At 70.7% G+C, this 21,415-nt stretch carries 21 protein-coding genes; 8 read left to right on the top strand and 13 right to left on the bottom strand.

Annotated elements, in window-relative coordinates; translation table 11 throughout:
* The 5 genes from ACZ5NH_RS10120 to ACZ5NH_RS10100 form a co-directional block, all read right to left on the bottom strand.
* Positions 1–1,005 carry an oligopeptide/dipeptide ABC transporter ATP-binding protein gene (locus ACZ5NH_RS10120; protein WP_468774062.1) on the bottom strand — a complete coding sequence of 335 codons (1,005 nt, stop codon included), beginning with the start codon at positions 1,003–1,005 and terminating at the stop codon, positions 1–3.
* Positions 1,002–2,975 carry a dipeptide/oligopeptide/nickel ABC transporter permease/ATP-binding protein gene (locus ACZ5NH_RS10115; protein WP_468774060.1) on the bottom strand — a complete coding sequence of 658 codons (1,974 nt, stop codon included), beginning with the start codon at positions 2,973–2,975 and terminating at the stop codon, positions 1,002–1,004. Before ACZ5NH_RS10115 ends, ACZ5NH_RS10120 begins: the two co-directional genes overlap by 4 nt.
* Entirely contained in the window at positions 2,975–3,931 is a 957-nt protein-coding gene (locus tag ACZ5NH_RS10110; RefSeq protein ID WP_468774058.1) for an ABC transporter permease, read from the bottom strand. The genes ACZ5NH_RS10115 and ACZ5NH_RS10110 overlap by 1 nt, the downstream gene beginning before the upstream one ends.
* 4 nt (positions 3,932–3,935) lie before the next feature.
* Positions 3,936–5,570, bottom strand: a complete 1,635-nt coding sequence (locus ACZ5NH_RS10105) for an ABC transporter substrate-binding protein (RefSeq protein ID WP_468774056.1) — start codon at positions 5,568–5,570, stop codon at positions 3,936–3,938.
* A 71-nt stretch (positions 5,571–5,641) separates the two neighbouring features.
* Positions 5,642–6,019, bottom strand: coding sequence for an AMP-binding protein (locus tag ACZ5NH_RS10100; RefSeq protein ID WP_468774235.1), 378 nt, complete (start codon positions 6,017–6,019; stop codon positions 5,642–5,644).
* 117 nt (positions 6,020–6,136) lie between these two features.
* On the opposite strand from ACZ5NH_RS10100, the gene recO reads away from it, so the two are divergent.
* The 4 genes from recO to ACZ5NH_RS10080 are packed head-to-tail and all read left to right on the top strand — an operon-like array spanning position 6,137 to position 9,693.
* Positions 6,137–6,883: a DNA repair protein RecO gene (gene recO, locus ACZ5NH_RS10095; RefSeq protein WP_132783564.1), complete on the top strand. Its 747-nt coding sequence runs from the start codon at positions 6,137–6,139 to the stop codon at positions 6,881–6,883.
* An 18-nt stretch (positions 6,884–6,901) separates the two neighbouring features.
* The gene (locus tag ACZ5NH_RS10090) at positions 6,902–7,753 is read left to right on the top strand and encodes an isoprenyl transferase (RefSeq protein WP_388622128.1); all 852 of its coding nucleotides are present in this window, start codon (positions 6,902–6,904) and stop codon (positions 7,751–7,753) included.
* A 40-nt stretch (positions 7,754–7,793) separates the two neighbouring features.
* Positions 7,794–9,125: a histidine-type phosphatase gene (locus ACZ5NH_RS10085; RefSeq protein ID WP_468774054.1), complete on the top strand. Its 1,332-nt coding sequence runs from the start codon at positions 7,794–7,796 to the stop codon at positions 9,123–9,125.
* Positions 9,126–9,156: 31 nt separating this feature from the next.
* Complete coding sequence (locus tag ACZ5NH_RS10080) at positions 9,157–9,693, top strand: YcxB family protein (RefSeq protein ID WP_388622126.1); 537 nt, start codon at positions 9,157–9,159, stop codon at positions 9,691–9,693.
* Between the two features lie 5 nt (positions 9,694–9,698).
* Here the strand turns inward: ACZ5NH_RS10080 and ACZ5NH_RS10075 are convergent, their stop codons facing one another.
* From ACZ5NH_RS10075 to ACZ5NH_RS10060, 4 genes are all read right to left on the bottom strand, one after another.
* Positions 9,699–10,115 (bottom strand): Fur family transcriptional regulator, encoded by a 417-nt coding sequence (locus ACZ5NH_RS10075; protein ID WP_388622124.1) that lies wholly within the window; start codon positions 10,113–10,115, stop codon positions 9,699–9,701.
* Between the two features lie 64 nt (positions 10,116–10,179).
* Complete coding sequence (locus ACZ5NH_RS10070; protein ID WP_388622122.1) at positions 10,180–11,082, bottom strand: metal ABC transporter permease; 903 nt, start codon at positions 11,080–11,082, stop codon at positions 10,180–10,182.
* A complete protein-coding gene (locus ACZ5NH_RS10065) occupies positions 11,082–11,852 on the bottom strand; it encodes a metal ABC transporter ATP-binding protein (protein WP_468774052.1) in 771 nt (256 codons plus the stop codon). The genes ACZ5NH_RS10070 and ACZ5NH_RS10065 overlap by 1 nt, the downstream gene beginning before the upstream one ends.
* An 11-nt stretch (positions 11,853–11,863) precedes the next feature.
* Positions 11,864–12,823: a metal ABC transporter substrate-binding protein gene (locus ACZ5NH_RS10060; RefSeq protein WP_468774050.1), complete on the bottom strand. Its 960-nt coding sequence runs from the start codon at positions 12,821–12,823 to the stop codon at positions 11,864–11,866.
* A 184-nt stretch (positions 12,824–13,007) separates the two neighbouring features.
* Here ACZ5NH_RS10060 and ACZ5NH_RS10055 point away from each other — a divergent pair, with 184 nt between their 5' ends.
* From ACZ5NH_RS10055 to ACZ5NH_RS10045, 3 genes are all read left to right on the top strand, one after another.
* Positions 13,008–14,390, top strand: coding sequence for a glycine--tRNA ligase (locus ACZ5NH_RS10055; RefSeq protein WP_468774048.1), 1,383 nt, complete (start codon positions 13,008–13,010; stop codon positions 14,388–14,390).
* Positions 14,391–14,561: 171 nt separating this feature from the next.
* Positions 14,562–15,572: an aldo/keto reductase gene (locus ACZ5NH_RS10050; RefSeq protein WP_468774046.1), complete on the top strand. Its 1,011-nt coding sequence runs from the start codon at positions 14,562–14,564 to the stop codon at positions 15,570–15,572.
* Between the two features lie 26 nt (positions 15,573–15,598).
* Positions 15,599–16,291: a TetR/AcrR family transcriptional regulator gene (locus ACZ5NH_RS10045; protein ID WP_468774044.1), complete on the top strand. Its 693-nt coding sequence runs from the start codon at positions 15,599–15,601 to the stop codon at positions 16,289–16,291.
* Here the strand turns inward: ACZ5NH_RS10045 and ACZ5NH_RS10040 are convergent.
* The 3 genes from ACZ5NH_RS10040 to ACZ5NH_RS10030 all read right to left on the bottom strand — a co-directional run bounded on the left by ACZ5NH_RS10040 (position 16,272) and on the right by ACZ5NH_RS10030 (position 18,711).
* Positions 16,272–16,772 carry a hypothetical protein gene (locus ACZ5NH_RS10040; RefSeq protein ID WP_468774042.1) on the bottom strand — a complete coding sequence of 167 codons (501 nt, stop codon included), beginning with the start codon at positions 16,770–16,772 and terminating at the stop codon, positions 16,272–16,274. The two genes, ACZ5NH_RS10045 and ACZ5NH_RS10040, sit on opposite strands and share 20 nt — an antisense overlap.
* Before the next feature lie 150 nt (positions 16,773–16,922).
* Positions 16,923–17,147 (bottom strand): hypothetical protein, encoded by a 225-nt coding sequence (locus ACZ5NH_RS10035; RefSeq protein ID WP_228620312.1) that lies wholly within the window; start codon positions 17,145–17,147, stop codon positions 16,923–16,925.
* 136 nt (positions 17,148–17,283) lie between these two features.
* A complete protein-coding gene (locus tag ACZ5NH_RS10030; RefSeq protein WP_468774040.1) occupies positions 17,284–18,711 on the bottom strand; it encodes an MFS transporter in 1,428 nt (475 codons plus the stop codon).
* A gap of 101 nt (positions 18,712–18,812) precedes the next feature.
* On the opposite strand from ACZ5NH_RS10030, the gene ACZ5NH_RS10025 reads away from it, so the two are divergent.
* The gene (locus ACZ5NH_RS10025) at positions 18,813–19,724 is read left to right on the top strand and encodes a helix-turn-helix transcriptional regulator (RefSeq protein WP_468774038.1); all 912 of its coding nucleotides are present in this window, start codon (positions 18,813–18,815) and stop codon (positions 19,722–19,724) included.
* A 105-nt stretch (positions 19,725–19,829) separates the two neighbouring features.
* Here ACZ5NH_RS10025 and ACZ5NH_RS10020 read toward each other — a convergent pair whose 3' ends face one another.
* Positions 19,830–21,269 (bottom strand): MFS transporter, encoded by a 1,440-nt coding sequence (locus ACZ5NH_RS10020; RefSeq protein ID WP_468774036.1) that lies wholly within the window; start codon positions 21,267–21,269, stop codon positions 19,830–19,832.
* Between the last annotated feature and the right edge of the window lie 146 nt (positions 21,270–21,415).

Here is a 21,415-nt window from a genome sequence, read left to right as displayed (position 1 = left end):
TCAGGGCTCCTGGCGTGCTGGGTCGCGGATCGGTTCCTCCTCCTCGACAGGATGGTGGCACCGATAGCGGTGTCCGGGGCGTGACGCGGCCGAGAAGTCCGGCATCGCCTCGGCACACAACCCGTCCGCCTTCCAGCAGCGGGTGCGGAACGGACAGCCGCTGGGCGGCCGGGTCGCCGAGGGCACCGGACCGGTCAGCGGGATCGGGTCGATGGGGTCCAGCAGGCCGGGCGTGGCGGAGAACAGGGCGCGGGTGTACGGGTGCCGGGCACCGTCGGTGACCCGGTCGGCCGGGGTCTCCTCCACGATCCGGCCCAGGTACATGGTGATCACCCGGTCGCTCATCCGCCGTACCGTCTGGATGTCGTGCGAGACGAACACCAGGGCCAGGCCGAGGCGCTCCTTCAGGTCCAGCAGGAGGTTCAGGATCTGGGCGCGCACCGAGACGTCCAGGGCGCTGGTCGGCTCGTCGGCGACGACCAGCGCCGGGTCCAGGGCGAGCGCGCGGGCGATGGCGACGCGCTGCCGCTGCCCGCCGGAGAGCTGCCCGGGCAGCGCGTCGGCCAGCGCCCGGGGGAGCCCCACCAGTGTCATCAACTCCTTTACCCGGTCCTCCCGTTCAACCCTGGTGCCGCGGTCGTGGACGTCCAGCGGGTCGCGCAGGATCCGCTGTACGGTCAGCCGCCGGTTGAGCGCGGTCGACGGGTCCTGGAAGACCATCCCGACGCCCGCACCGACCGTGGCCCGGCGCTCGGCGGGCGGCATCGTCCACAGGTCACGGCCCCGGAACGCCACCGTGCCGGAGGCCGGCCGCTGGATGCCGACCAGTACCCGCGCCAGCGTCGACTTCCCGCACCCCGACTCGCCGACCACGCCCACCGTCTCCCCGGCGGCCACGGTGAGGCCGGCGCCGGTCAGCGCGTACACCCGGTCCCGGCGCAGCAGCCCGCCGCTGCGGGCCTTGTGCACCACGTGGGCGTCCTGCACCTCGACCACAGCGGTCACTGCAGCGCCTCCTCGCTCTCCGCCGACGTGAGGTCCACCGCCGGGTGATGGCAGGCGGCCGTGTGGGTGGCCGTACCGGCGAGGACGGGGGCGTGCGCGTGGCACACCTCGCTCGCCAGCGGGCAGCGGTCGGCGAAGCGGCAGCCCGCCGGGAAGTCGGCAGGGGACGGTACGACCCCCCTGATCTGCGTCATCCGTTCCTCGGCCGACTCCAGCGACAGCACGCTGCCCAGCAGCCCGCGTGTGTAGTGGTGGGCCGGCGCCGCCACCAGGTCGGCGGTCACCCCGCTCTCCACGATCTGCCCGCCGTACATCACCACCACCCGGTCGGTGACGTCGGCGACCAGCGCCAGATCGTGCGAGACCAGGATCAGCGCGAACCCCAGCTCCTCGCGCAGCCGCAGCAGCAGCTCCATCACCTGGGCCTGCACGGTGACGTCCAGGGCGGTCGTCGGCTCGTCGGCGACGATCAGCCGCGGCTCGCGGGACAGCGCCATGGCGATCAGCACGCGCTGCCGCTGCCCGCCGGACAGCTCGTGCGGGTAGCTGCGCAGGGTCCGCTCGGGGTCAAGGCCGACCAGCTCCAGCAGCTCGCGCGGACTACGCCGGCCCCCGCGCCGGACGAGCTGTTTCAGCTGCGCGCGGATGGTCATCGCCGGGTTCAGCGAGGACAGGGCGTCCTGGTGGACCATCGCCATCTCGTGCCCCAGCAGTCGTCGCCTGGCCCGCATCGGCTCGGCGAGCAGGTCCCGCTGCCGGAACCGCACCTGGCCGCCGATCCGCGTGTCCCTCGGCTGGAGTCCCATGACGGTCAGCGCGGTCAGCGACTTCCCGCAGCCCGACTCGCCCACCAGACCGAGCACTTCACCCGGGTACACCTCGAAGCTGACCCCGGCGACGATGTCCACGCCCCGGTGCCGGTACGGGAAGCCGATGGTGAGGTTCTCCACGGCGAGCACCGGCTGCCCGCCCCGGTCGGGCAGCGGCCGGGCCCGGGACCGCAGCCGCCGGGCGGCCTCGGTCAGCCCGGGCAGGTGCGGCACCTCACCGGGCGCCGCCTTCTCCAACCGGTCCTCGGCGGTTTCCATGTCGCGGGCGGCCGGCGCCGCCCACGCGTCGGACACACCCTCGGCGAGGATGTTCAACGACAGCACGGTCAGCAGGATCAGCAGCCCGGGGAAGACGGTCGCCCACCAGCCCCCGGTCAGCACCATGTTCTTGCCGTCGGCGATGACACTGCCCCAGGACGGGTCCGGCGGCCGCACCCCGGCGCCGATGAAGGACAGTGACGCCTCGAACACGATCGCCTCGGCGACCTGCACCGTGCAGAACACCAGCACCGGGGCGGCACAGTTGACGGCCACGTGCCGCGCCACGATATGGGGCGTACGGGCGCCGATCACCCGTTCCGCGGTGACGTAGTCCTCGCCGTACTGATCGAGGACGTTGGCCCGTACGACCCTGGCCACGGGCGGCGTGAACAGGAAGGCGATGGCACAGATCAGCACGCCGATCCCGCCGCCGAAGACCGCGACCAGGACTGCGGCGAGCGCGATCCCGGGGAACGCCATCACCACGTCCAGGCAGCGCATCAGCGTCTCGTCGACCGCCTTGCGGGAGGTGGCCGCGACCGCCCCGATGACGGCACCCACGACCAGGGCGAGCGCGGTGGCCCCCAGCCCGATCGCCAGCGACCAGCGGGCGCCGTACATCAGCCGGCTCAGGATGTCCCGGCCGAGGCTGTCCTGCCCCAGGCAGTGCGCGGCGGACGGATGCCCGCTGCCGCCGACCGGGTCCTGCTGGTCGAGCGGATCGTCGGGGGCGAGGAGCGGGGCGAGTACGGCGACGAGGATGACCAGGGTCAGGAAACAGACGGCGACCTTCGACAGCAGCGGCAGCCGGCGCCAGCCCCGCAGCCGCACGCCGCCGGGCCGGGAGAGCCGCTCGGCAAGACTCGCGCGCGTGACCATCAGCCGGCCCTCAGACGTGGGTTGACCAGCAGATACAGAATGTCGATCACGAGGTTGACGACGACGAACCCGGTGGCGGTCGTCAGCACCACCCCCTGCACCACCGCGGGGTCGCCGTTCTGCACGGCGTCGATCATCAGCTTGCCCATGCCGGGCAGCGAGAAGATCGTCTCGATGACCACGGCACCGCCGAGGAGATAGCCGACCCGCAGCCCGAGCACGGTCAGCGGATTGACCAGGGCGTTGCGCAGGACGTTCCGCCCGACGACGACCCACGGCGGCAGCCCGCTCCCGATCGCCGTCCGCACATAGTCCTTGTCCAGCTCCTCCACCATCGAGGTCCGCACGATCCGCGTCAGCTGCGCGGCCACCGGCAGGGAGAGGGCGCAGGCGGGCAGCGCCATGGTCCTCAGCCAGCCGGTGACCGAGTCGGCCGGGTTGATGTAGCCGCCGGTCGGGAACCAGCCCCGGTCCACCGCCAGGTACTGGATCATCAGCAGCGCCAGCCAGAAGCCGGGTGCGGCCACCCCGACGAGCGAGACCACCCGGATGACCTGGTCCGGGATCCGGTCCCGGTACACGGCCGCCGTCACCCCACCCGCCAGCGCCAGCACCACCGCGAGGGCGAGCCCGAGGAAGGTCAGCTGGAGGGTGAGCGGCAGCGCGGTGGTGACCTGGTCGACCACCGGCGCCCGGGTCAGGGCGCTGGTGCCGAGGTCGCCGTGGAGCAGATCGCCGACGAAGTGGACGTACCGGACGGGCAGCGGATCGAGCAGGCCGTTCCGCTCCCGGAAGTCATGCAACTGCTGCGGGGTCGGATTGGCGCCCTGGAAGAACGCGGACGCGGGATCGACGTCGGAGAACCGCATCACCAGGAACACGAACAGCACGATCCCGAGCATCAGCGGCACGAGCAGCGCGATACGGCGGAGCAGGATCCGCACGACGGCCGTCATGCCGTCAGACCCACTTGGCCTGGAGGACGTTGATGCCGGGGTAGGGCTGCGCCCTTATACCCGTGAGCTTCCGGGGATCCCAGGCGGTCATCAGCTCGTTGTGGACGACCGGGTACAGCACGGCCTGCTCGGCGACGACGTCGATGTAGTCCTGGATGATCGCCTTCTTCCTCTCCGGATCCGGCTCCCGGGTCGCCCGGTCCATGTCCTTGAAGAGCTGCCTGGCGACGGGGTTGTCGGCCCACCGGGTGTACCCCATCCACAGGTTCTGCGGCCCGTAGTTGTAGTGCATGATCAGATCGGCGTCGAGCCCGAACTGATTGGGATTGGAGGCCGCGGCGACGACCTGATAGTCCTGCTTCTGGTCCATCTTGGTGAACACGGCCGTGGTCTCCTGCGGCGCCAGGGTGGTCTCCACGCCGATCGCGTCCCAGGAGGACTTGATGGTCGGCAGGCAGTCCACGATCCAACTGACGTTCACGGCAAGGATGTTGACCTTGAGTCCGCTGACCCCGGCGGCTTTCAGCAGGGCCTTCGCCTTGCCGGGGTCGTAGTCGTAGACGGTCTTGGCCCGCCGGTAGGCCGGGTTGCCCTCGTTGAGGAACGAGGAGGCCGGCCTGCCGTGCCCCTTGAGGGCGACCCGCACCATCTTCTCGGTGTCGATGGCGTAGTGCAGCGCCTGCCGCACCCGTACGTCGTCGAAGGGCTTGTGCTGGGTGTTGAACATCAGGAAGAGGTTGTTCATCCCGGCGCCACCGGCGACTTTCAGGCCCCCCTCCTGCAGCCGCGCGATGTTGGCGTAGGGGATGTTGTCGGCGATCTGCGCCCCCGCATCGCTCCCCGAGATCTTCGCGACGCGCGGAGCGGCATCCACGATGGTCAGCCAGTTCATGCGCTTGAAGGCAGGCGGGCGGGGCCCGTTGTAGGCGGCGAAGGCCTCGAAGGTGGTGTTGGACTTCGGGTGGTGCGCGGTCTGCCGGTACGGCCCCGAGCCGACGGCCAGCCCCTTGACGGCGTCGTCCCAGGCGCCGGGCTTGGAGAAGACGTGCTTCGGCATGATCTTGGCGAGGGTGAGGCGGGAAAGCCCGTCGGGGAAGGGGAACTTGAGGACGAGGTCGACGGTGCGCGAGTCGACTTTACGGACGCCGCTCAGCCAGCCGGCGAAGAACCCCTTGGCGAGCGTCTGGGTCTTCGGATCGAGGATCCGGTCGAAGACGAACACGACGTCGTCGGCGGTGACGGGCTTGCCGTCGTGGAAGGTCGCGCCCGAGCGGAGGGTGAACCGCCAGACGGTGGCCTTCGGGTCCTTCGGCACCTCGGTGGCGAGCGCCGGATAGGGCACCCGGGTGATCGGATCGGTGTCCAGCAGTCCCTCGTAGACATGGTTGTTGGCGGCCATGCAGAACGCCGACGCCGTCTGCGTCGGATCCCAGCTGCCGTCGTTGCCGTAGCCGATCACGGCGGTCAGCGTCCGGTTCTTGCCGCTGCCGCCGCTCCCGGTGTCGTTCGTGGACTGCGGTCCCGCGGAGCAACCCGCCAGCACGGGCGGAAGAACGGCGGCCGCGCCCAGCGCACCCGAGTACTTGAGGAACGACCGGCGGCGCGGTGCCGGTACGTCGGGGTTCACGTCGTCGCGCACGGGTCCTCCAGCAAGTCGTTGGGGGAGGGGGAGGAGGAGGGGCGGGGCTGGGAGATACGACGTCCTACGTCCTACGTCCGATCGGTAGCGCGACCATAGGAGCGGGCGTGGGGGCGGTCAAGACGGCGCACACGAATGGGCGAGCCGCCAGAGGTTGCACCATTGGCGGTCGACCGGTGCCGGGCCCGAACACCCGCGACGACGAACTCGGGAGTGTTCGGCGGCTGGACCACCGCGCGCTTGCCGGGCTCGACGCCGCGCAGCCGCAGGCCGGCCGCCATCCGGCTCACCCGGCGGTCCAGCTGGAAGTACGTCAGGCGGGTCGCGCCGTGCGCGAGCGCGGTGCGCGGCCCCGTGGTCGCGCGCCCAGTCGTGCAGCAGCTCGGGCAGGGGACGGCCCTGCCAGTAGGCCGGCGCGGCGGTAGGCGAGGGAGGCGTCCTCGGGCCATGGAGTGAAGCCGTCGAGCGGCACGGTCTGCACCTTCTTCCCACATCGTGTCGCTGCCCACCTTCAACATATTGTTTAACGGCATCGGCGGGGGAGCGCTTGGGCGAGAATGGTGTCCATGAGTCTGTTCCGCGACGACGGCATCGTGCTGCGCACCCAGAAGCTGGGTGAGGCGGACCGGATCATCACTTTGCTCACGCGCGGTCACGGGCGGGTCCGGGCCGTGGCCCGGGGCGTGCGGCGGACGAAGTCGAAGTTCGGGGCCCGGCTGGAGCCGTTCTCCCATGTCGACGTGCAGTTCTTCGCGCGCGGGAGCGAGCTGGTCGGGCGCGGGCTCCCGCTGTGTACGCAGAGTGAGACCATCGCGCCGTACGGCGGCGGGATCGTGACCGACTACGCCCGCTACACCGCCGGGACGGCGATGCTGGAGACCGCCGAGCGGTTCACCGATCACGAGGGGGAGCCGGCCGTCCAGCAGTATCTGCTGCTGGTCGGCGCGCTGCGGACGCTCGCCCGGGGTGAGCACGCGCCCCACCTCGTCCTCGACGCCTTCCTGCTCCGCTCCCTCGCCGTCAACGGGTACGCCCCGAGTTTCGGTGACTGCGCGAAGTGCGGGATGCCCGGCCCGAACCGTTTCTTCTCCGTGGCCTCGGGCGGTTCCGTCTGCGCCGACTGCCGGGTGCCCGGGAGTGTCGTACCGTCGCCCCAGACCCTGGTACTCCTCGGGGCGCTGCTTACGGGAGACTGGGAGACGGCGGACGCGTGCGAGGCGCGCTACGTCCGCGAGGGCAGCGGGCTGGTGTCCGCCTACCTGCACTGGCATCTGGAGCGCGGGCTGCGTTCGCTCAGGTACGTCGAGAAGTAAGAGGGAGACGAGAAGCACATGGTCGTACGCGGGATCCTGGGGCGCCAGCGGCGCGAGTACAAGGCGCCGGAGCCGCACCCGTCCGGTGCCCGCGCGCCCAAGCTCCCCGGCGAGCTGGTCCCGAACCACGTGGCCATCGTCATGGACGGCAACGGGAGGTGGGCGAAGGAGCGGGGGCTGCCGCGGACCGAGGGGCACAAGGTCGGTGCCGAGCGCGTCCTCGACGTCCTCCAGGGTTCGATCGAGATCGGCGTCCGCAACATCTCCCTCTACGCCTTCTCCACCGAGAACTGGAAGCGTTCCCCCGACGAGGTCCGCTTCCTGATGAACTTCAACCGCGACTTCATCCGCAAGACGCGGGACCAGCTCGACGAGCTGGGCATCCGGGTGCGCTGGGTGGGCCGTATGCCCAGGCTGTGGAAGTCGGTCGCCAAGGAGCTGCAGGTCGCCCAGGAGCAGACCAAGGGCAACGACCTGCTCACGCTGTACTTCTGCATGAACTACGGCGGCCGGGCCGAGCTCGCCGACGCGGCGAAGGCGCTGGCCGAGGATGTCGCGGCGGGGCGGCTGGACCCGGCGAAGGTCAGCGAGAAGACCATCCAGAAGTACCTTTACTACCCGGACATGCCGGACGTGGACCTCTTCCTGCGGCCCAGCGGGGAGCAGCGCACCTCCAACTACCTGCTCTGGCAGAGCGCGTACGCCGAGATGGTCTTCCAGGACGTGCTGTGGCCCGACTTCGACCGCCGCGACCTGTGGCGGGCCTGTGTCGAATTCGCCTCCCGCGACCGGCGGTTCGGCGGCGCCGTCCCGAACGAGGAACTCCTCGCCATGGAGGCCGCCATGAAGGGCGACGAGTCCATCTCGTAGCCACCGGCGGTTCACGCGGGTCGCCGAGGATGCGGGGTTCATGAGACGTCTCACGCCTGTCCTCGCCCTCGGCGCCCTCCTGCTCACCGCGTTACCCGCGCACGCCGCCGACGGCCCCGCGCACCGCGAGAGTTACGGCACCAAGGCGCCGTACGAGCCCGAGCAGAGCGCGCACACCTACCAGCGGCCCCCGGCCGGTTACACCGCCGTCTTCACCGAGAACGTCTCCCGGCACGGCTCCCGTGCGGCGACCGGCAGCCAGGACGGCGAGCTGATCCTCGGGCTGTGGGACAAGGCGCAGGCCGAGGGACAACTCACCGGTACGGGTGAGGAGTTCGGGCCGACGGTGCGGGCGCTCACGGCCGCCATGGAGAAGGTGGGGTACGGCAACCTCAGCGGGCGCGGCCGGCAGGAGATGCGGGACACCGCGACGCGCATGGCACAGCGGCTGCCCAGCTTGTTCGAGGACATCGCCGACCGGGGCGAGAAGATCGACGTGGTCAGCTCCGGGCAGGCGCGGGCGGTGGACAGCGCGGGCGAGTACACCGGGGCCCTGGCCGCCGCCGACCCCGCGCTGAAGCCGCTGATCGGTCCCACCCGCACCGACAAGGACCTGCTGTACTTCCACAAGGCGGCGGGCGGGGCCGCCTACCGCGACTACATCGCGAACGACCGGCGCCTCAAGGACACGCTGAACGCGATCGCCGACCAGCCGAGGACGCACGAGGCCGCGCACGGTGTCCTGCGCCGGATCTTCAAGGAACCCTTCATCGCCGGCCTCACCGACCAGGTGGGCGCCGCACAGGCCGTCTACGACCTGTACGCCATCGCACCGGCGATGACCGAGGAGAGCCCCGACCCGGACGGCAGGGGCTGGGACATGGACCGCTACCTCTCGAACGCGGACGTGGCGTGGTTCGGCTACCTCTCCGACGCGGAGGACTTCTACGAGAAGGGCCCGGGGTTCTCCGACAGCGACATCACCTACAAGATGGCCGGCGTCCTCCTGGACGACTTCTTCCAGCAGGTCGAGGCCAAGCGCGCCGGCACCAGCGACCTCGGCGCAGAGCTGCGCTTCACCCACGCCGAGGAGATCATCCCCTTGGCCGCGCTGATGGGCCTGCCGGGCAGCACGAGGCCGGCGACGCCGGGGGAGCCGTACACCTACGTCGGCAATCCCTGGCGGGGGGCGTCGGTGGCGCCTCTGGGTGCGAACATCCAGTGGGACGTGTACGAGAAGGACGGCCGTTACCTCGTCCGCATGCTCTACGACGAGCGGGAGACGCCGTTCAGGGCGGGCTGCCGCCCGATCGCCGAGGGCAGCGCCTTCTACGACCTGGACGAACTGGAGCGCTGCTTCGGGCGGAACTGACCGACGGCACGGGCCTGTACGATCCCGCCTCATGGTCATGGACATGGGGCGGGGTGCCGTGCAGGACGTCGTGGAACTGAGATACCGGCCGGAGGTCAAGGACGTCACCTCGGCGCTGCGTGCGCGGCAGCGGGTGAGCCGGGTGGGGTGGATCTACCGGTGGTTGCCGTTCCTCTGGGGGTTCGGCGCCCTCGTGGAGATCGGGTCACTCGTGACCGGGAGCCGTAACTCCTCGCCCGGCCTGCTGGCGGGCTTCGTCATGGCCGCCGTGGTGATGGCGCTGTCTCCCTGGTTGCAGGCGCGTGCTTTCCAACGGGTCGCCGTGGGGCGGGGCCTGTTCCGGGTGACGGTGACGGGGCAGGGCGTGACGGTGACGACCGACCACACCACGGCGTCGGTCGCCTGGGCCGTACAGCCCCGTTACCGGGAGACGCCGCGCGTGTTCGTGCTCCTCAGCGACGACAAGAACGCCCTCACCTTCACCATGCTGCCGAAGAGCGGCCTGGCCGACCCGGCGGACATCGACCGGCTGCGGGCGATCCTGGACCGGAACATCCGCCGGGTATAGGAACCTCAGTCGGCCTGCGTGGCGCAGTCCGCACACGTACCGAAGATCTCCACCGTGTGCGCCACGTTGACGTAACCATGCTCCGCGGCGATGGCCTCCGCCCACTTCTCCACGGCCGGCCCCTCCACCTCCACCGCCTTGCCGCAGGCGCGGCACACGAGGTGGTGATGGTGTTCACCGGTCGAGCAGCGGCGGTAGACGGACTCGCCGTCGGACGTGCGCAGGACGTCGACCTCGCCGGCGTCGGCGAGGGACTGGAGGGTGCGGTAGACCGTGGTCAGGCCGACCGAGTCGCCCTTGTGCTTGAGCATGTCGTGCAGTTCCTGCGCGCTGCGGAACTCCTCGACCTCGTCCAGGGCCGCCGCCACGGCTGCACGCTGGCGGGTCGCGCGGCCCTTCACGGGCGGTCCAGCGGTCGTCACCGTCGTCTCCTCACGTCTCGCTTCTGCCCGGGCGGCCATTGTGCCAGCCCGGGCTGTCGGGCGGTCAGACGATGATCTCGTCCCCGGCCGGCCGGGTGGCCGGAATCGTGCACTCTGCCGGATCCCCGGCGGGCTGTGCGGCGGCCGCTGCGCGGGCGCGTCGGCGGGCCAGCGGTGTGGCCAGGACCGTCAGCGCGACGAACGCGGCGATGGTCAGCAGCACGATCGTCGCGCCGGGCGGAACGTCCTGGTAGTACGAGGTGACCGTGCCGCTGACGGTCACGGCGACCCCGATGGCCACGGCGATCACGAACGTGGCGGTGAAGCTGCGACTGAGCTGCTGCGCCGCCGCCACCGGCACCACCATCAGCGCGGACACCAGCAGCAGGCCGACCACGCGCATGGCCACCGTGACCGTGACCGCCGCCGTCACCGCCGTCAGGAGGTTGAGCGCGCGCACCGGCAGGCCCGTCACCCGGGCGAACTCCTCGTCCTGGCTGACCGCGAACAGCTGACGGCGCAGGCCGAGGGTGACCAGCAGCACGAGGGCGGCGAGTGCGCAGATCGCGGTCACGTCGGACGGCGACACCGTGGAGAGGGAGCCGAACAGGTACGACGTCAGGTTCGCGGTGGAGCCGCCCGGCGCGAGGTTGATCAGCAGCACACCGCCGGCCATACCGCCGTAGAAGAGCATCGCGAGGGCGATGTCACCGCGGGTGCGGCCGTACCAGCGGATCAGTTCCATCAGGACCGCGCCGAGGACCGAGACGGCCGTCGCCATCCATATGGGGGACGTGGAGAGAAGGAAGCCGAGGCCGACGCCGGTCATGGCCACATGGCCGATGCCGTCGCCCAGCAGGGCCTGGCGGCGCTGGACCAGGTAGATGCCGATCGCGGGCGCGGTGACGCCCACCAGGACGGCGGCGAGCAGCGCCCGCTGCATGAAGTCGTAGTTCAGGAAGTCCATCAGCTCAGCAGCCCCGTCCGCGGAGATTCGGAACCCGCCGGTGCGTGCGGGTGTACGTGGTCGTGGCCGGGCAGCGCATGCTGGCCCACGGCCGGCGGTGGCGGGCCGTCATGGAGGACACAGCCGTCCCTGAGTACGACCGCCCGGTCGATCAGGGGCTCCAGGGGGCCCAGTTCGTGCAGCACGAGCAGGACCGTCGTACCGGCGTCGACCTGTTGCCTCAGTGTGCGGGCGAGCACTTCCTGGCTGGCCAGGTCGACGCCGGCCATCGGCTCGTCCATGATCAGCAGTTCGGGCTCGGCGACGAGGGCGCGGGCGATCAGGACGCGCTGGTGCTGGCCGCCGGACAGGGCGTTCACCGAGTCCTTGGCGCGGTCGGCCATCCCGACCAGGTCCAGGGCCCGGTGCACGGCTTCCCGGTCGCTCCGGCGGAAGACGCCGAAGCGGGTGCGGGAGAGGCGCCCGGACGACACGATCTCGGTCACGGTCGCGGGTACGCCGCCCGCGGCCGTCGTCCGCTGCGGTACGTAGCCCACGCGCGCCCAGTCGCGGAAGGCGCGGCGCGGGGTGCCGAACAGCTCGATCGCGCCGCCGCTGAGCGGGACCTGGCCGATGATCGTGCGGATCGCCGTGGACTTGCCGGAGCCGTTGGCGCCGAGCAGCGCGACGACCTCGCCGCGGTGGACCGTGAGGTCGATGCCCCGGAGCACGGGGCGGGCGCCGAGTTCGGCGGTGACCCCGCGCAGGGATATGACGGGTTCGCTGGTCATCTCGTGTCCCCTCACTTCGACCCGAGGGCCTGCTGGAGCGCCTTGAGGTTGGCCTCCTGGACGGAGAAGTAGTCCTTGCCGCGGGACTTGGCCGTGATGCCCTCGATCGGGTCCAGCACGTCGGTCTTCAGGCCCGCGTCGTGCGCGATGGTCTTCGCGGTCTTGTCGCTGACGAGCGTCTCGTAGAAGACGGTGGAGACGCCGTCGGCCTTGGCCATCGTCTCCAGGTCCTTCACTCGTGCGGCGCTGGGCTCGGACTCGGGGTCCAGGCCGTTGATGGCCTCCTCGGTCAGGCCGTAGCGCTCGGCGAGATAGCCGAAGGCGGCGTGGGTGGTGATGAAGACCTTGGTCCTCGTGTGCGCGAGGCCGCTCTTGAACTGCTGGTCCAGGCCGGTCAGCTGCTTGACGAGGGCCGCGGTGTTCTTCCGGTAGTCGGCCGCGTGTTTCGGGTCGGCCTTCTCGAATGCCTTGCCGACGCCCTCGGCGACCTGGGCGTAGCGCACCGGGTCGAGCCAGATGTGCGGGTCCTTGGCGCCTTTCTCCTCGCCCTGGTGGGTGTCGTGCGCGGCGGCGTGGCCGCCGACCTCGTTGCCGTGCTCCTCCAGCGTGGTCAGGGAGGCCGCGTCGATCTTCGTCCCGACCGGGGACTGGGCCACCGCGTCGTCGACGGAGGGCTGGAGCTTCTTCAGGTACAGGACCGCGTCGGAGTCCTGGAGCGAGGCGATCTGCTGGGCGCTGAGCTCCAGGTCGTGCGGCTCCTGGCCGGGGGAGGTGAGACTGGTGACGTGGACGTGGTCCCCGCCGATCCGGTCGGCGAGGAAGGCCATGGGGTAGAAGGACGCGACGACGTCGAACTTGCCGGTGTTCGCAGCCTCCGCCCTGTCGCCGGAGCAGGCCGTGAGGCTACCGAGGCCGAGGGCGGTCACGGCGGTGATCGCGGCGGCGGGTATCAGGCGTCGTCGTACGTTCATGACAGTCATTTTCAACAAACATGGAAACCGTTGTCAATAAGTACCGGTAAGCGGCCGGTGAGAGCCGGGGGGAGTGGCTCGGGGAGGGGGCCGATTTGGTCCGGGGGGAGCCTGCGCCGGTAACCTGAATCATTCGCTGGAAGCATCTCGCTTCAACGCCCGTCGTCGTAATGAAGAGAGCACCGTGGCCGCCGACAAGATCGACACCATCGTCAGCCTGAGCAAGCGCCGTGGCTTCGTTTTCCCGTGCAGTGAGATCTACGGCGGACAGCGTGCCGCCTGGGACTACGGACCGCTGGGTGTCGAGCTCAAGGAGAACATCAAGCGCCAGTGGTGGCGCTACATGGTGACGTCGCGCGAGGACGTGGTCGGTATCGACTCGTCCGTCATCCTGGCCCCCGAGGTCTGGGTCGCCTCCGGCCACGTCGCCACCTTCACGGACCCGCTGACCGAGTGCACCTCGTGCCACAAGCGGTTCCGCGCCGACCACCTGGAAGAGGCGTACGAGGAGAAGAAGGGCCACGCCCCGGCGAACGGCCTGGCCGACATCAACTGCCCGAACTGCGGCAACAAGGGCCAGTTCACCGAGCCCAAGCAGTTCTCCGGCCTGCTGTCGACGCACCTCGGCCCGACCCAGGACAGCGGCTCGGTCGCCTACCTGCGCCCCGAGACCGCCCAGGGCATCTTCACCAACTTCGCCCAGGTGCAGGTCGCTTCGCGCAAGAAGCCGCCGTTCGGCATCGCCCAGATGGGCAAGTCCTTCCGCAACGAGATCACGCCCGGCAACTTCATCTTCCGCACCCGCGAGTTCGAGCAGATGGAGATGGAGTTCTTCGTCAAGCCGGGCGAGGACGAGCAGTGGCAAGAGTACTGGATGGAGCAGCGCTGGAACTGGTACACCGGCCTGGGGCTGCGGACTGAGAACATGCGCTGGTACGAGCACCCGAAGGAGAAGCTCTCCCACTACTCCAAGCGCACCGCCGACATCGAGTACCGCTTCCAGTTCGGCGGCAGCGAGTGGGGCGAGCTGGAGGGTGTCGCCAACCGGACCGACTACGACCTCGGTGCCCACTCCAAGGCCTCCGGCCAGGACCTCGCCTACTACGACCAGGAGGCCCAGGAGCGCTGGACCCCGTACGTCATCGAGCCGGCGGCGGGTGTCGGCCGCACCATGCTGGCCTTCCTGCTCGACGCCTACGTCGAGGACGAGGCGCCGAACGCCAAGGGCAAGATGGAGAAGCGGACGGTACTGCGCCTGGACCACCGGCTGGCGCCGGTGAAGGCCGCCGTGCTGCCGCTGTCCCGCAACCCCGAGCTGTCCCCGAAGGCCAAGGGCCTCGCCCAGGCGCTGCGCCAGCACTGGAACATCGAGTTCGACGACGCCGGCGCGATCGGTCGCCGGTACCGGCGTCAGGACGAGATCGGTACGCCGTACTGCGTGACCGTCGACTTCGACACGCTTGACGACAATGCCGTTACGGTGCGTGAGCGCGACTCGATGAAGCAGGAGCGCGTGTCGCTGGACCAGATCGAGGGGTACCTGGCCCAGCGCCTCCTTGGCTGCTGAGGCCTGCGGCGCTTCGGCTGTTTTGCCCACCCACCCGCCCGAAACCATCGGCCGGGTGGGTGGGCCTTTTGCGTTCAGGCACCGCCGGACTGGCAGGCCGCGATCTACTCGAATGACAAAGTTGAGCTGACAGATATTGAAATCTGTCAGCTGTCATGCAACAGTGAAGCCATGACGATGCGCACCCGGACCCTCGGAACCACCGGCCCCCACACTTCCGCCCTCGGCCTCGGCTGCATGGGCATGTCCGCCCTCTACGGCGACGCCGACCGCGCCGAGTCCATCGCGACGGTCCACGCCGCCCTGGAAGCGGGCGTCACCCTGCTGGACACCGGCGACTTCTACGCCATGGGGCACAACGAGATGCTGATCGGCGAGGCTCTGCGCACCGCCCCGGCCGCCCTGCGCGAGCAGGCCCTGACCAGCGTGAAGTTCGGCGCCCTGCGCGACCCGGAGGGCAACTGGAGCGGCTACGACGGCCGCCCCGCCGCCGTGAAGAACTTCGCGGCCTACTCCCTGCAGCGCCTCGGCGTCGACCACATCGACGTCTACCGGATCGCCCGCATCGACCCCGACGTGCCGATCGAGGAGACCGTCGGCGCGATCGCCGAACTGATCGAGAAGGGGTACGTCCGGCACGTCGGCCTGAGCGAGGTCGGCGCCGAGACCGTCCGCCGGGCCGCCGCCACCGCCCCGATCGCCGACCTGCAGATCGAGTACTCGCTGATCAGCCGGGGCGTCGAGCGTGACATCCTGCCGACCACCCGTGAACTGGGCATCGGCATCACGGCGTACGGCGTGCTGTCCCGCGGCCTGATCTCCGGTCACTTCACCCGCGACCGGCAGCTGGCCGCGAACGACTTCCGCGCCCACTCGCCCCGCTTCCAGGGCGAGAACCTCCGGCACAACCTGAACCTGGTCGAGGCCCTGCGCAAGATCGCCGAGCAGAAGGGCGTCACGGTCGCGCAGATCGCCATCGCCTGGGTGCTCTCCCGCGGTGACGACATCGTGCCGCTGGTCGGCGCCCGCACCCGCGAGCGGCTGGGCGAGTCGCTGGGCGCGCTGGACGTCACCCTGGACGCGGCCGACCTGGCGGCGATCGAGGAGGCCGTGCCGGCGGACGCGGCGGCCGGCGACCGCTACCCGACCGCGCAGATGGCACACCTCGACAGCGAGCGCTGACCATGGCTCCAGGTACGGTCTAGGGCATGGCACCGCCCACCGAGACCCTGACCGCAGAGCGCATCCTCGAAGCGACCGAGGAGGTGCTGCGCCGCCACGGCCCGGCCAAGGCCACCGTGGTCGACGTGGCCCGCGCGCTCGGCGTCAGCCATGGCAGTGTCTACCGGCACTTCCGCACCAAGGCGGCCCTGCGCGAGGCCGTCACCAAGCGCTGGCTGGACCGGACGTCGGTGAAGCTCGCCGGGATCGCCGTGGCGGACGGCGCTCCCGAGGAGCGGCTGCGGGCCTGGCTCTCGGCGCTGTTCGAGGCCAAGCGGCACAAGGCGGGCGACGACCCCGAACTCTTCGCCACCTACACGGTGCTCGTCGACGAGAACGGCACGGCGGTCGGCGAGCACATCGCCGACCTGACCGGACAGCTGACCCGGATCATCGCGGACGGGGCCGGGGGGGGGGGGGGGGGGGGGGGCCCACCCAAACCGCCCCCCCCCCCCCCCCCCCCCCCCCTCCCCCCCCCCCCCCCCCCCCCCTCCACCCCCCCCCCCCCCCCCCCCCCCCCCCCCCCCCCCCCCCCCGCCGCGGCACGAGCCGTCTTCCAGGCCACCGGCCGTTTCCACGACCCCTGTCACGCCCGGGAATGGACCGCTCCCGGTGTCGACGAGGAGTTCACGGCCGTCGTGGACCTGCTGATACGGGGACTCAGCTCACCCTCACGGTGACCGGCGAGGAGTGGAGCGTGCCGGACTTGGTCGCCACCCGCACATGGTGGGTGCCCTTGTCGGTGAACGTCCGCTTGATCATGTAGGTGCCGTTCTTGTTGACGACCCCCGTGTACTTGAGCGAGATCCACTTGCCGTTGCGCAGGTGCTGCAGCACCAGTGTGGAGCCGGACTTCACGCCCCTGACCCGGCCGGTGAACACCACGGTGTTGCCGACCTTGACGGCCCGGTGGTTGGCCGCGACGGTGATCGAACCCATCGCGTTCGGCATCCGCGACGGCCGCATGGTCGGCATGCCGCTGCGGGTCATCGAGGGTCTGGCGGTCGGCATGCCGCTGCGGGTCATGGTGGGGGAGGGGGTGGGGCTCGGCGCGTGGGTCGCGGCGAAGGCTCCGGTCGTACCGCCGGAGAGCAGCGCCACGGAAAGAACGCCGGCTCCCAGCGTGCGGCCGTAGCGGTGGTGGCGGAGTACGGAGGTCATGTTCATCTCCTGTCGATCGCTCGATCGGACGTATCCCAGGCTGACCCGACTTCGCTCCGTCGGCCACTCGAGACGCTGTGTAACCGGCCGCCGGGGCGGGCATATGCGCAGGTCAGTGCGGATATGCGGAGACTTCGCCGACCCCCGTGCTCAACGGGAGGGCTGCCGGTCCGCCGCCGGATCGACCGTCGCCTGATGGGCCTCGGCCAGATGCTCCTCCGCCTTCAGCCACGGCAGGAACTGGGCGCCCCTGCGCCAGCCGCACGTGTCGCATCTGATCGTGCGCTGCACCCCCGTGCGCTGGACCCGGACGACGTGCTCCCGGCCGTGCTGGTCCCAGCGGCTGACCTTGCTCGTGCTGTTGCCCTGCGGCATGACGCCTCACGTCTCCTCGGCTCCTGTGGCACACCCCGGCCGGGACAGGAGTGTGCAGCAAGACGAACATCAACAGGGGGAGCTTCACGTGGAGTTGTCCAAGCCGTGGCCGGAGTCGTCCCGGCCCGGCCCCGACTCAGCCGACCTCGCGCGGCAGCCGCAGGCTGAGCAGCCCGGTCAGCACGACCCCGGCCAACTGCACCAGCAGCGTGATGACCAGCGCGTCCCGCATGCCCATGCTCGACGTGAGGGTGAGGAACAGGGTGCCGAGCGTGGCCACGCCGAGGGCGAGCGCGGACTGCTGCGTGGTGACCATCACACCGCTGCCGACACCGGCCCGGGCCGGCGGCACCTCGGACATCACGATCCGGAAGACATTGGGCAGTTGGAGCGCCTGCCCGGCACCGGCCACGGCGGCGCCCGGCAGCAGCGAGCCGAAGTCCAGGTGCGGCCAGTCCCGCCAGGCGGCCAGCACGATCAGCAGCACGCCCACCCCCTGGATCACCGAGCCGGCGGTGACGACCCGGGTGCCGTGACGGGCCGTCAGTCGCGGCCCGGCGAGGGAGACGAACAGGAACACCACGGCCATCGGCGCGAGCGCGAGCCCGGCCGCCACCGGACCGAGTCCCGCGCCCTTCTGCAGGGCCAGCGCGATGACGAACATGAACCCGCTGAAGCCGATCGAGAACGGCAGGATCAGGATCAGACCGCGCCGCAGCGAGGCCAGCGCCAGCAGGCTCGGCGGCACCAGCGGGGTCCGCCCCGCCCGGTCGGCCCGCCGTTCCACGGCCCAGAAGGCGCCGGCGGCGAACGGGAACGCGGCCAGCGACAGCCACGTCCACAGCGGCCAGCCCGCGGCGCGGCCCTCGGTGAGCGGGGCGAGCAGCGTCAGCAGCGACGCCGCCAGCAGGACCGTGCCGGGCCCGTCGACGGGCTCGGGGTGCTGCGACCGGGTCTCGGGTACGACTCGCACGGCGAGGAGCAGGCCGAGGGCGACCACGGGCACGTTGACGAGGAACACCGCGCGCCAGCCGGCGCCGGCGACATCGGCGGCGACGAGCACCCCGCCGAGTATCTGCCCGGCGACCATCGACAGTCCGGCGGTCGCGCCGTACAGGCTCATGGCCCTGGCGCGGCGCGCGCCGCGCGTGGTGGCCTGGATGGTGGCGAGCACCTGCGGCAGCATCGCGGCGGCCGAGGCGCCCTGCGCGACCCGCGCCGCGACCAGGCTCCAGGCGTCGGGCGCCAGCCCGCAGGCCAGCGAGGTCAGTCCGAACGCGGCCATTCCGCCGAGGAACAGCCGGCGCCGCCCGAACAGGTCGCCGAGCCGCCCGCCGAGCACCAGCAGCACGGCGTACGCGACGCCGTACCCGGCCACCACCAGCTCCAGCACGGCCTCGCTCGCGGCGAGGTCGGTGCCGATGGTCGGCAGGGCGACGTTGACGATGAAGAAATCGACGAGTGGCAGTGCCGCGGCCAGCAGTACGGTGAACAACCCGGGCCCGCCGAGTGCGGGTGGTGCGGCCGTCGTTCGGACGGCCGGGATGGTGACGGTTTCACTCATGCCCCCGAGCCTGCGCCGCCGCACAGACTGGTACCAGAGTGTCCTCATCCTGGTACAAGAAGTACCTGGAAACAGGATGACGGGGCAGGCACCCTGGAACCATGACCACCATGGCCACGGACCGCAAGACGCCCGCCACTCAGCCGACGCTCCGCGGCTCGGAGATCCGGCGGCACGAGCTGGCCGCCTTCCTGCGCAGCCGCCGCGAGCGCATCGGCCCCGAGCAGGTGGGCCTGCCGCGCGGGGCCCGGCGCCGTACCCCGGGACTGCGCCGGGAGGAGGTCGCCCAGCTCTCCGCGGTCGGCGTCACCTGGTACACGTGGCTCGAACAGGCCCGTGACATCCAGGTCTCCGTGCAGGTCCTGGATGCCCTGGCCCGCACCCTGATGCTGGACGCCGGCGAACGCGCCCATCTCTTCCAGCTGGCCGGCGCCATCGATCCGACGCCCGCCGCGAGCTGCCCGAGCGTCACCCCGGCCCTGCGCGCGATGCTGCGCCAACTGGAGCCGATCCCGGCCTGCGTCCAGAACAGCCGGTACGACATCCTCGCCTACAACCTCACCTACGGCCGCCTCCTCGGCGACCTGGACGCGATACCGGCGGAGGACCGCAACTGCATCCTCCTCACGTACACGAACAAGGACTGGCAGTCCTCGGTCGTCCACCTGGAGCAGACCCAGCGCCTGATGGCCGCCCGCCTGCGCGCGTCCATGGCCGGCCATCTCGGCGAGCCGGCCTGGAAGATGCTGCTGAAGCGCCTGCAGACGGAGTCCCCCGACTTCCGTGAGAACTGGGAGCGTTACGAGGTCGTCGCCGCCCGCACCAAGACCAAGGAGTTCCTCAACGCCCATGTGGGCCACCTCAAGTTGGAGCACACGGACCTGTGGCTCGGCCCCGAACAGGGCGCCCGCATGGTGACGTACACCCCCGCCGACGAGCAGACCCGCGAGCGCCTGGAGAGGCTCCACGACATCGCCCGCGGGGCCGTTGCCGGGGCCGCCAGAGCATCCTGAGGAGGCGGCCCTCCTGCGCCCCGAAGGGGCGCGGGGAACTGCGCGACCAGCCATAACGGCGCCGCACCCGAACGACGGCACAGCGCGGCCCTTCCAGCGGAGCGCTCAGGCTCCGACCGTCTGGCGGATCTCCGCGGACTCCAGGGTCTCGGCCGTGCGTTCCGCGGTGCGGTGGGCCCAGTGACCGCTGGTGAGGAGGCCGAGGACGAGCACGGCCAGGCCACAGACAGTGAGGATCCACCAGCCGGGGCGGGCCGCCGAGACGAAGGCCTGCTTCATGGGCGACGAGCCGATACCGGAGGCCAGGACCGCGCCGACCACCGCGACGCCGAGCGTCTGGCCCAGCTGCCGGCTCGTGGAGGCGACCGCGGCGGCGACCCCGGCCTGGGCGCGCGGCATGCCGGAGACGGCCGTGTTGGTGATCGGCGCGTTCACGAAGCCGAAGCCGATGCCGAACAGGACGTAGCCGACGAGGAGGGTGGTGTTCGAGGTCTCCGCCTCGAAGGCCGCGAAGAGGATGCCGCTCGCCGTCATCGCCGTACCGGCGATCAGCAGGGGCAGGCGGGGCCCGCGGCTGCCCACCAGGCGGCCGGACAGCGGCGCGCACAGGAACGTCGGCGCTGCCATCGGCAGCATCCACAGGCCCGCGTGCAGGGCGTCGAGACCGCGGACGTTCTGCAGATAGAGCGTGGACAGGAAGAGGAAGCCGCCCAGCGCCGCGAACGCGCTGATCGCTATCACCGTGGCGCCACTGAACGGCGCCGAGCGGAAGAAGCGCAGGTCGATGAGGGGTTCGGTGCGCCGGGGCTCGTACCAGAGCAGGCCGAGCAGGGCCACGAAGGCGATCGCCATGAACGGGGCCACCGCGGTCAGGCCCGAGTCCGGGGCCTCGATGATGCCGTACGTCAGCGCGCCGAACAGGGCGATGACCAGCAGCTGGCCCACCGGATCGGGACGGCGGGCCTTGGGCGCGCGGGACTCGGGGACGAAGCGGAGGGTGAGCAGGAGCGCCGCGAGGCCGACCGGGAGGTTGATCCAGAAGATCGCGCGCCAGCTCACCGACTGCACCAGCAGACCGCCCACCAGCGGGCCGGCCGCCATGGAGATGCCGACCACCGCGCCCCAGACGCCGATCGCACGGGCCCGCTCCCGGGAGTCGGTGAAGGTGTTGGTGATGATCGACATGGCGACCGGGTTGAGCATCGAGCCGCCGATCGCCTGGACCATCCGGAACACCACCAGCAGCGACAGGCTCGGCGCGAGCGAGCACAGCAGCGAGCCGATGGAGAAGATCACCAGGCCGGACATGAAGACCCGCTTGCGGCCGATCCGGTCGGCCGTCGAGCCCGCGAGCATCAGCAGCGAGGCGAGCACCAGGGTGTAGGCGTCGATCGTCCACTGCAGGCCGGAGGTGGTGGCATGCAGATCGCGCTGCATGGACGGCAGCGCCACGTTCAGCACGGTGTTGTCCAGGCTCACGATCAGCAGGCTCATGCAGCAGATCGCGAGCACGAGGAGGCGACGGCGGTGGCTCAGCTCAGGCATGGCTTCAAGCGTACGCGTATTTCGATAGTGCGTCTAACTAATAGTGTGGCTAACTGATGGGCACTACACGATCATTCGAGCGCCCCTCCCAGCGGCTGCCCCGGTACCCGCGGCAGCCGAAGGCCAAGCACGCCCAGCCCCACGGT

The organism is Streptomyces sp. NPDC031426 (assembly GCF_055581585.1).
Note: the sequence above shows the minus strand (reverse complement) of the source record. Positions and strands in the feature narration are given on the sequence as shown.